This is a genomic window from Xylophilus sp. ASV27, from assembly GCF_016428875.1.
GTDB lineage: Bacteria > Pseudomonadota > Gammaproteobacteria > Burkholderiales > Burkholderiaceae_C > Xylophilus.
This window is the reverse complement of the sequence record NZ_JAELTO010000061.1, coordinates 18,816-27,026: the sequence shown is the minus strand read 5'-3', so window position 1 is coordinate 27,026 and position 8,211 is coordinate 18,816. Positions and strand designations below refer to the sequence as shown.

The 8,211-nt window shown below is 70.7% G+C and carries 10 protein-coding genes and 1 pseudogene; 10 read left to right on the top strand and 1 reads right to left on the bottom strand.

The window, feature by feature from the left end; translation table 11 throughout:
* Nucleotides 1–275: pseudogene (locus JHD63_RS13755) on the bottom strand (hypothetical protein); the annotation flags it as partial.
* Between JHD63_RS13755 and JHD63_RS13750 the strand changes: the two are divergent.
* The 10 genes from JHD63_RS13750 (at nt 235) to JHD63_RS13705 (ending at nt 8,151) form a co-directional block, all read left to right on the top strand.
* Nucleotides 235–495, top strand: coding sequence for an SPOR domain-containing protein (locus JHD63_RS13750; protein WP_370590509.1), 261 nt, complete (start codon nt 235–237; stop codon nt 493–495). The pseudogene JHD63_RS13755 and the gene JHD63_RS13750 sit on opposite strands and share 41 nt — an antisense overlap.
* A gap of 50 nt (nt 496–545) precedes the next feature.
* A complete protein-coding gene (locus JHD63_RS13745) occupies nt 546–1,211 on the top strand; it encodes a thiol:disulfide interchange protein DsbA/DsbL (RefSeq protein ID WP_198971350.1) in 666 nt (221 codons plus the stop codon).
* A gap of 165 nt (nt 1,212–1,376) precedes the next feature.
* Nucleotides 1,377–2,015 (top strand): lipopolysaccharide transport periplasmic protein LptA, encoded by a 639-nt coding sequence (gene lptA, locus JHD63_RS13740; RefSeq protein ID WP_198971348.1) that lies wholly within the window; start codon nt 1,377–1,379, stop codon nt 2,013–2,015.
* On the top strand, nt 2,012–2,815 hold the full coding sequence (lptB, locus tag JHD63_RS13735) for an LPS export ABC transporter ATP-binding protein (protein ID WP_198971346.1): 804 nt from the start codon (nt 2,012–2,014) through the stop codon (nt 2,813–2,815). The genes lptA and lptB overlap by 4 nt, the downstream gene beginning before the upstream one ends.
* A gap of 145 nt (nt 2,816–2,960) precedes the next feature.
* Nucleotides 2,961–4,556: an RNA polymerase factor sigma-54 gene (locus tag JHD63_RS13730; protein ID WP_198971344.1), complete on the top strand. Its 1,596-nt coding sequence runs from the start codon at nt 2,961–2,963 to the stop codon at nt 4,554–4,556.
* Between the two features lie 72 nt (nt 4,557–4,628).
* Nucleotides 4,629–5,939 carry a THUMP domain-containing class I SAM-dependent RNA methyltransferase gene (locus tag JHD63_RS13725; RefSeq protein WP_198971342.1) on the top strand — a complete coding sequence of 437 codons (1,311 nt, stop codon included), beginning with the start codon at nt 4,629–4,631 and terminating at the stop codon, nt 5,937–5,939.
* A 13-nt stretch (nt 5,940–5,952) separates the two neighbouring features.
* Entirely contained in the window at nt 5,953–6,795 is an 843-nt protein-coding gene (locus tag JHD63_RS13720; protein ID WP_198971340.1) for an urease accessory protein UreD, read from the top strand.
* A 104-nt stretch (nt 6,796–6,899) separates the two neighbouring features.
* A complete protein-coding gene (locus JHD63_RS13715; protein ID WP_198971338.1) occupies nt 6,900–7,202 on the top strand; it encodes an urease subunit gamma in 303 nt (100 codons plus the stop codon).
* A gap of 26 nt (nt 7,203–7,228) precedes the next feature.
* Complete coding sequence (locus tag JHD63_RS13710; RefSeq protein ID WP_198971336.1) at nt 7,229–7,834, top strand: HupE/UreJ family protein; 606 nt, start codon at nt 7,229–7,231, stop codon at nt 7,832–7,834.
* An 11-nt stretch (nt 7,835–7,845) separates the two neighbouring features.
* Nucleotides 7,846–8,151, top strand: a complete 306-nt coding sequence (locus JHD63_RS13705) for an urease subunit beta (protein WP_198971335.1) — start codon at nt 7,846–7,848, stop codon at nt 8,149–8,151.
* Nucleotides 8,152–8,211 lie beyond the last annotated feature (60 nt).

Below are 8,211 nucleotides of genomic sequence, written 5' to 3'. Positions count from 1 at the left end.
CCCCCCCCCCCCCCCCCCCCCCCCCCCCCCCCCCCCCCCCCCCCCCCCCCCCCCCCCCCCCCCCCCCCCCCCCCCCCCCCCCCCCCCCCCCCCCCCCCCCCCTTTTTCACGCAGAAGACGGCATACGCGATTTCCTGTACGGTCTCGTGGGCTCGGAGATGTGTATAAGAGACAGCGGCCGATCCGCTCGGCGACCTGGCCGCCAGCCGCTCCGCCCGGGCCGCCGGCCCGGCCGTGCCGCCGCCGGGCAATGCCGAGCCCTTCGAATACTTCATCCAGGCCGGCGCCTTTCGCACCAGCGAGGACGCCGAGGCCCAGCGCGCGCGCCTGGCCATCATGGGCTGGGAGGCCCGCGTCACCGAGCGCGAGCAGGCCGGCCGCACCGTCTACCGGGTGCGCGTGGGCCCCTTCGTGCGGCGCGACGAGGCCGACCGCCTGAAGGAGCGGCTCGACGTCGCCGGCATGGATTCCACCCTGGTGCGCGTGCAGCGCTGAACTTTTCCGGCGCACCGCACCTCAGACCCGTTCAAGGAGAACCACAGTCCATGCTCAACCGACGCAAATTCAACCTGTCCGCCGCCACCGCTGCCGTGGCGGCCACCGCGCTGCCGCTGGCGTGGACGGCCCCGGCCCGCGCCCAGGGCGCAGCGCCCAAGGCCGGCAAGGACTATGTGGTGCTCAAGAAGCCGGTCGCGGTCGATGCCCCGGCCGGCAAGGTCGAGGTGGTCGAGTTCTTCTGGTACAACTGCCCGCACTGCGCCGCCTTCGAGCCCGCCTTCGAGCGCTGGGCCAAGGCCCAGCCGGCCGACGTGACGATCAAGCGCGTACCGGTGTTCTTCCGCGACGACTTCCTGCCGCAGCAGAAACTCTTCTACGCGCTCGAGGCCCTGGGCAAGGTCCCGGAACTGCACGTCAAGGTCTTCACCGCCATCCACACCGAGCGCCAGCAGCTCAACCGCGACGGCCAGATCACCGACTGGGTGGCCAAGCAGGGCGTGGACAAGGCCAAGTTCCTCGAGGCCTATAACTCCTTCTCCGTCGCGGCCAAGGTCAAGCGTGCCGCGCAGTTGCAGGACCAGTACCAGATCGAGGGCGTGCCGGCGCTGGGTATCGCCGGCCTCTACACCACCGACGGCTCCATGGCCGGCAGCATGGACCGCGCGCTGCAGGTGACCGACCTGCTGATCGCCGAAGCCCGCAAGAAGGGCTGAGCTTTCTGCCCTCTCGACGAAGGCCCGTGCATGCGGGCCTTTGTCGTCTGGCCCTGCACCATACGGCCGGGTTCGGGGGCAAGACACCGGATCGCGCGGTATTTGTCCCACAGGCGTGGGCGGGGGCTGCATCGTCGTTAGAATGCCTGCAAGATTCGTGCCCTTATGAGACTTCCCCTCGCTTCCCTTTTTCTCGCCATGCTCGCCCTGCTGTCGGCCGGTGCCGCGCAAGCCGAGAAGGCCGACCGCACCAAGCCCGCCAACATCGAGTCCGATGCCCTGCGGCACGATGGCCTGCAGCAGATCAGCGTCTTCACCGGCAACGTCGTGATGACCAAGGGCACCATCGTGATCCGCGGCGGGCGGCTCGAGGTGCGGCAGGACCCCGACGGCTACCAGTACGGGCTCGTCACAGCCGAGCCGGGCAGGCTCGCCTACTTCAAGCAGAAGCGCGACAGCGCCCCGGGCGCGCCTGACGAATTCATCGAGGGCGAGGGCGAGACCATCGACTACGACGGCAAGGCCGACCGGGTCAAGTTTATCAAGCGTGCCGTGGTGCGCCGCCTGGTCGGCGGCAGCGTCAACGACGAGGTGCGCGGGGACGTCATCGTCTACAACAACATCACCGACGTGTCCACCGTCGAGGGCGGCCCGGCCGCCGGCAGCGCCCAGAACCCGGGCGGCCGGGTGCGGGCGGTGCTCGTGCCCAACAGCACGCCGGCCGCGTCCGGCACCCCGGCGGTGGCGCCAGCCGGCGCGCCCGCGCTGCGTCCCAGTACCAAGTTGAACGGGGCTCCGCAATGAGCGGCGCCGCGGTGACGGCCGGGCCCGAGGCGCCCGGCGGCCATGTCCATGCCGATGCCGGCAGCCGGCTGGAGGCGCGCCACCTGCGCAAGGCCTATGGCAGCCGCACCGTGGTCAAGGACGTGTCCCTGTCGGTGCAGAAGGGTGAAGTGGTCGGCCTGCTCGGCCCCAACGGCGCGGGCAAGACCACGTCCTTCTACATGATCGTGGGGCTGGTGCGCTCCGACGGCGGCGACATCCGGATCGACGGCCAGCCGATCGACCGGCTGCCGATCCACCGCCGCTCGCGCCTGGGCCTGTCCTACCTCCCGCAGGAGGCCTCGATCTTCCGCAAGCTCACGGTGCAGGAGAACGTGCGCGCGGTGCTGGAGCTGCAGCACGACGAGCACGGCCAGCCACTGGGCAAGCCTGAGATCGAGGCGCGCCTGACCGCGCTGCTGGCCGAGCTGCGAGTGGAGCACCTGCGCGATTCGCCCGCGCTCGCGCTCTCCGGCGGCGAGCGCCGCCGCGTGGAGATCGCCCGCGCGCTGGCGACCCAGCCGCGCTTCATCCTGCTGGACGAGCCCTTCGCCGGCATCGACCCGATCGCCGTGATCGAGATCCAGCGCATCATCGGCTTCCTCAAGGACCGCGGCATCGGCGTGCTGATCACCGACCACAACGTGCGCGAAACGCTGGGCATCTGCGACCACGCCTTCATCATCAGCGACGGCCGGGTGCTGGCCCAGGGCACGCCCGGGGAGATCGTGGAAAACGCCGACGTGCGCCGCGTCTACCTGGGTGAACACTTCAGGATGTAATGGTTCACCCCCAGGCTTTGCACTGCGTGTCTGCGCCAACCCCCTTCCGGGGGCGGGCCGGCCGCTTCGGGCGGCCGTGCGCGGCGGCCCCTTGGATGGCGGCGAGCTGTGCTTTGCACAGCCGCCTGGGGAGTGGCGCTTCGGTATGAAACAGGGTTTGTCGCTGCGGGTTTCGCAGCATCTGGCGCTGACGCCGCAGCTGCAGCAGTCGATCCGGCTGCTGCAGCTCTCCACGCTGGAGCTGAGCCAGGAGGTCGAGCAGATGCTCGACGACAACCCCTTCCTCGAACTGACGCAGGAAGAGGCCGCGCGCGAGGAGTTCGGCCTGGCGCAGGCCGACACGCCGGCGCTGGAAGACGGCCCGGCGGGCGAAGATGCTACATTTTCTATAGCTGGAAGCCAAGACAGTACCTCGGCTTCCGCCACAAATGACCTGCAATCCGAGGGCGAGTCCCAAGGCGAGCGCCTGGACGAGCCCGGCTGGGAGGGCGACGGCGGCGTCGACGTCGCGCCCGATGACAGCGAGTGGGGCGGCGACGCGCCCGCGCGCAAGAACAACCTGGGCGAAGACGGCGAGGTCGACGCCACCGAACTCGCGCGCAGCCAGGAGTCGCTGCAGTCGCACCTGCACCGGCAGGCGCTGGCGCTGCGGCTCTCGCCCGAGGACAGCGCCGCGTTGCGCTTCCTGATCGAATCGCTCAACGACGACGGCTACCTGGAAGACTCGCTGCCCTCGCTCGCGCTCGGACTGGCAGGCCATGGCGAGGAACAGGCCGAAGAGGTCGAGGAACTGGTGCACCGCTTCACCGTCGCCCTGCGCCTGCTGCAGCACCTGGATCCGGCCGGCGTCGGCGCGCGCGACCTGCGCGAGTGCCTGACCCTGCAACTGCGCGCGCTGCAGGATTCCGAGGACGACGACGCCGCCGACCCCGAGGTGCTCGCGGCCGCGCTGACGATCTGCGCCCAGCCCATGGAACTGCTGGCACGGCGCGACGTCAAGCGCCTGATGGCCGCCTGCGGTGCCGACGAGGACACCACGCGCGCGGCCATGGCGCTGATCGCGCGGCTCGAGCCCAAGCCCGGGCGCCGCTTCGTCGACGTCGAGCGCAACATCGTCGTGCCCGACGTCATCGTGCGCCGCATCGGGCGCGGCACCCAGGTGCGCTTCCAGGTGCAGCTCAATGCCGAGGTCATGCCGCGCCTGCGCGTGCACGACATCTACGCCAGCGCGTTGCGCCAGCACAAGGGCGAGGGCAGCGCCGCGCTGCAGCAGCGCCTGCAGGAGGCGCGCTGGTTCATCAAGAACATTCAGCAGCGCTTCGACACCATCCTGCGCGTCTCCAACGCCATCGTCGAGCGGCAGAAGAACTTCTTCGTACACGGCGAACTGGCCATGCGCCCGCTGGTGCTGCGCGAGATCGCCGACGAACTGGGCCTGCACGAATCCACCATCAGCCGCGTCACCACCGCCAAGTACATGGCCACGCCCCACGGCACCTTCGAACTGAAGTACTTCTTTGGCTCGGCGCTCGGCACCGAGACCGGCGGCAATGCCTCGAGCACCGCCGTGCGCGCGCTGATCAAGCAGTTCGTCGCCTCCGAGAACGCCAAGAAGCCGCTGTCGGACAGCCAGATCTCCGAGATGCTCAAGGAGCAGGGCATCGAATGCGCGCGCCGCACCGTGGCCAAGTACCGCGAGGCGCTGCGCATCGCGCCGGCCAACCTGCGCAAAGCGCTGTAGCGCTTCCCGCCGCCGTGGCGCACAGCGCGCCCTGCGGCTTGCCGACACACCCCTTATTCTTGGGGGCTTCCAATGAACCAGATCCAACTCTTCCTCCCCTGCGCCGCCGGCGTCGAGGGCTTTCTTGCCGACGAGGTGCACCGGCTGACCGGCCTCATGGGCATGGACCTGCAGACCCTGCGCGGCGGCGCGCTGCTGCGCGCCTCCTGGCAGGACGCCATGCTGCTCAACCTGCACAGCCGGCTGGCGCAGCGGGTGCTGGTGCAGCTCTCGCTCACGCCCTACCGCCATGAGAACGATCTGTACGCCGCGGCCTCCGACGTCGCCTGGGAGATCTGGTTCACCACGCGCCAGACCTTCAAGGTCGAGGTCACGGCCCAGCACAGCCCGCTGCAGAGCCTGAACTTCGCGGCGCTCAAGGTCAAGGACGCGATTGCCGACCGCTTCCGCCACAAGCGCGGCGAGCGGCCCAGCGTGGACACCCAGCGGCCCGACGTGCGGGTGCACCTGCACCTGACCACCGACACCGCCACGCTCTACATCGACACCACGGGCGAGCCGCTGTTCAAGCGCGGCTGGCGCGAGGACAAGGGCGACGCGCCGCTGAAGGAAACCCTGGCCGCGGCCATGATCGCGGCCACCGGCTGGGCCGACGGCGAGGCCGAGGGCTTCGAGGCGCTGCCCCTGTACGACCCCTGCTGCGGCAGCGGCACGGTGGCGATCGAGGCCGCGCAGATCGCCTGCAACGTCGCGCCCGGGCTGCTGCGCCGCTTCGCGTTCGAGAAGCTGCTGCCGTTCCAGCCGCACGTCTGGGCCGGCCTGCGCGAGGAAACGCGCGCCGCCGTCACCGAGCCCGCCGTGCCGATCTTCGGCAGCGACGTCTCGCACCGCATGGTCGACTTCGCCCAGCGCAACGCCGAGCGCGCGGGCGTGGCGCACGCCATCGAGTTCCGTGGCGGCGACGCCCTGCAGCGCATGCCGCCGGCCGCGCGCGGCATGATGCTGCTGAACCCACCCTATGGCGAGCGGATCGAGGCGGGGGGGATCGCCGGGCGCAATGCGGTGCGCACCTCGCGCGATCTCTACCGGCAGCCCGCCGGGCGCGAGCGGGAAGCGGCAGAACCGGGGCGCGGACGCGAGACCGCCCACACCGATGACGGCGGCGACTTCTTTGCCCAACTGGCGGCGCACTGGAAGAAGCACTACGCCGGCTGGAGCGCCTGGATGCTCACACCCGACCTCAAGCTGCCGGGCCGCATGCGGCTGAAGGAGTCGCGCCGGGTGCCGATGTGGAACGGCCCGATCGAATGCCGGCTGTTCCGCTTCGACATCGTGCAGGGTTCGCCGCGCGGTGCTTCCGTGGCGGCCGTGGGCGCCCCGTGACACTGCGCGCCCCATGCCCTGGCACGCCCGACTCGATCTGAACTACCGCCACGCCCTGCAGGGCGGGCAGCCGCGCACCACCGCGCACTTTCTGCACGACGGGCCGCTGCGCATCCTGCAGAGCCTGCACCCCGAAGGCCCGGGCATCTGCCACAACGTGCTGGTGCACCCGCCGGGCGGCCTGGTCGGCGGCGACGTGCTGGACATCCGCGTGGACGCCGCCCCCGGCGCGCACGGGCTGCTGACCACGCCGGGGGCCACGCGCTTCTACCGCTCGCAGGGCGAGACCGCGGTGCAGCGCACGCGCATCCGCCTGCAGCGGGGCGCGCGCCTGGAATGGCTGCCGCTGGAGGCGCTGTGCTACGACGGCTGCCTGGCGGAGAACCGCCTGGTCATGGAGCTGGAACCCGGGTCGCAGCTCATCGGCTGGGACCTGAGCGCCTTCGGCCTGCCGCATGCGCGCAAGCCCTTCCTGCGCGGCCGCCTGCTCCAGCACCTGGAGATGCCCGGCGTCTGGCTGGAGCGCGGCGCCATCGCGGCGGACGATGCGCTGCTGCTCGATTCACCGCTCGGCCTGGCCGGCCACCGCTGCATGGCCTCGGTCTTCCTGGCCAGCGGCACCGCGCTGCCGCGCGAGGCGCGCGAGCGCATGCTGGAGGCCGCGCGCGCCGTGATCGACGCCCATTCCCTGCGCGAGACCGCCGGCGCCACCAGCCCCGACACACGGTTGGTCGTGGTGCGCATCCTGGCACCGGTGGTGGAGCCGGCCATGCAACTGGCGCAACAGGTGCGCGCCGCCTGGCGCGAGGCCTGCTGGGGCCTGGCGCCGACGCGGCCGCGCGTCTGGGCGATGTAGGGGCCGGCATATGCCGGATGCCGCGCGCCGCAGCGCCTACTTGGCAGGCTTCCTGCTTTACCATCGTTGCTCACCAATCCGATGATCTGCCCGAGGCTTCCTGCATGGAACTCACGCCCCGCGAAAAAGACAAGCTCCTGCTCTTCACCGCCGCCCTGCTGGCTGAACGCCGCAAGGAGCGCGGGCTCAGGCTCAACTATCCGGAGGCCGTGGCGCTGATCAGCGCTGCCGTGATGGAGGGCGCGCGCGACGGCAAGACCGTGGCCCAGCTCATGAGCGAGGGCCGCGAGGTGCTGACCCGCGCCGACGTGATGGAGGGCGTGCCCGAGATGATCCCGGACATCCAGGTCGAGGCGACGTTCCCGGATGGCACGAAGCTGGTCACCGTGCACCAGCCGATCGCCTGATCCCTTTTTTTTCAAGGATTCTTCCCATGTCCCGCATCCGTTCCGCCCGCGTGGCCCTGCTGTCCTTCGTGAGTGCGCTGCCGCTGGCGGCGCTGGCCCATACCGGTGTGGACGGTGGCGTCCACCACGGCTTTGCCACCGGCTTTCTGCACCCGCTGACCGGCGCCGATCACTTGGCGGCCATGCTGGCGGTGGGGCTGTGGAGCGCGCTGGCCGCGCGCCGCGCCTGGCCCGACCTGCTGTGGGCGCCGCTGGGCTTCGCCGCCATGCTGCTGGCGGGCGCGCTGGCCGGGCTGGCGGGCGTGCAACTGCCGGGCGTGGAGCCGATGATCGCGGCCTCGCTCCTGGTGCTGGGCCTGCTGGTGCTCACGCGCTGGCGCCTGCCGGGCTTCGCGGCCGCGGCATTGGTCGGCGTATTCGCGGTATTCCACGGCGTGGCGCATGGCCATGAACTGGCCGGCGCGCCGGATGCCGCGCTGACCCTGGCCGGCATGCTCGGCGCCACGCTGCTGCTGCACCTGGGGGGCATTGCGCTGGGATGGGCGCTGCGCCACGCCAACGCCTGGCTGCCGCGCATCGCCGGTGCCGGCGTGGCGCTGCTGGGCGCGGCGCTGCTGACCCGCATGGCCTGAGAGGGGCGGGCATGATTCCCGGCGAACTCATCGTCGACGAGGGCGAGCATGCCCTCAACACCGGCCGCCGCACTGTCACCCTGCTGGTGAAGAACGCGTCGGATCGGCCGATCCAGGTCGGCTCGCACTACCACTTTGCCGAGACCAATGGCGCGCTGGACTTCGACCGCGCCGCCGCGCAGGGCATGCGCCTGAACATCGCCTCGGGCACGGCGGTGCGCTTCGAGCCCGGGCAGCAGCGCACGGTGGAGCTGGTGGACTATGCCGGCCTGCGCGTGGTGTACGGCTTTCGCGGTCTGGTCCAGGGGCAGCTGTAGGCTGCAAATTTGAAGGAAAAAGGCCTGTAGCCCATATTTTACCTGGGCTTATAGCTATAG

What these genes read in the sequence shown, in the direction of transcription:
- JHD63_RS13745 (WP_198971350.1), top strand. Translation starts at nt 546, where the DNA reads ATGCTCAACCGACGCAAATTCAACCTGTCCGCCGCCACCGCTGCCGTG.
- lptA (WP_198971348.1), top strand. Translation starts at nt 1,377, where the DNA reads ATGAGACTTCCCCTCGCTTCCCTTTTTCTCGCCATGCTCGCCCTGCTG.
- lptB (WP_198971346.1), top strand. Translation starts at nt 2,012, where the DNA reads ATGAGCGGCGCCGCGGTGACGGCCGGGCCCGAGGCGCCCGGCGGCCAT.
- JHD63_RS13730 (WP_198971344.1), top strand. Translation starts at nt 2,961, where the DNA reads ATGAAACAGGGTTTGTCGCTGCGGGTTTCGCAGCATCTGGCGCTGACG.
- JHD63_RS13725 (WP_198971342.1), top strand. Translation starts at nt 4,629, where the DNA reads ATGAACCAGATCCAACTCTTCCTCCCCTGCGCCGCCGGCGTCGAGGGC.
- JHD63_RS13720 (WP_198971340.1), top strand. Translation starts at nt 5,953, where the DNA reads ATGCCCTGGCACGCCCGACTCGATCTGAACTACCGCCACGCCCTGCAG.
- JHD63_RS13715 (WP_198971338.1), top strand. Translation starts at nt 6,900, where the DNA reads ATGGAACTCACGCCCCGCGAAAAAGACAAGCTCCTGCTCTTCACCGCC.
- JHD63_RS13710 (WP_198971336.1), top strand. Translation starts at nt 7,229, where the DNA reads ATGTCCCGCATCCGTTCCGCCCGCGTGGCCCTGCTGTCCTTCGTGAGT.
- JHD63_RS13705 (WP_198971335.1), top strand. Translation starts at nt 7,846, where the DNA reads ATGATTCCCGGCGAACTCATCGTCGACGAGGGCGAGCATGCCCTCAAC.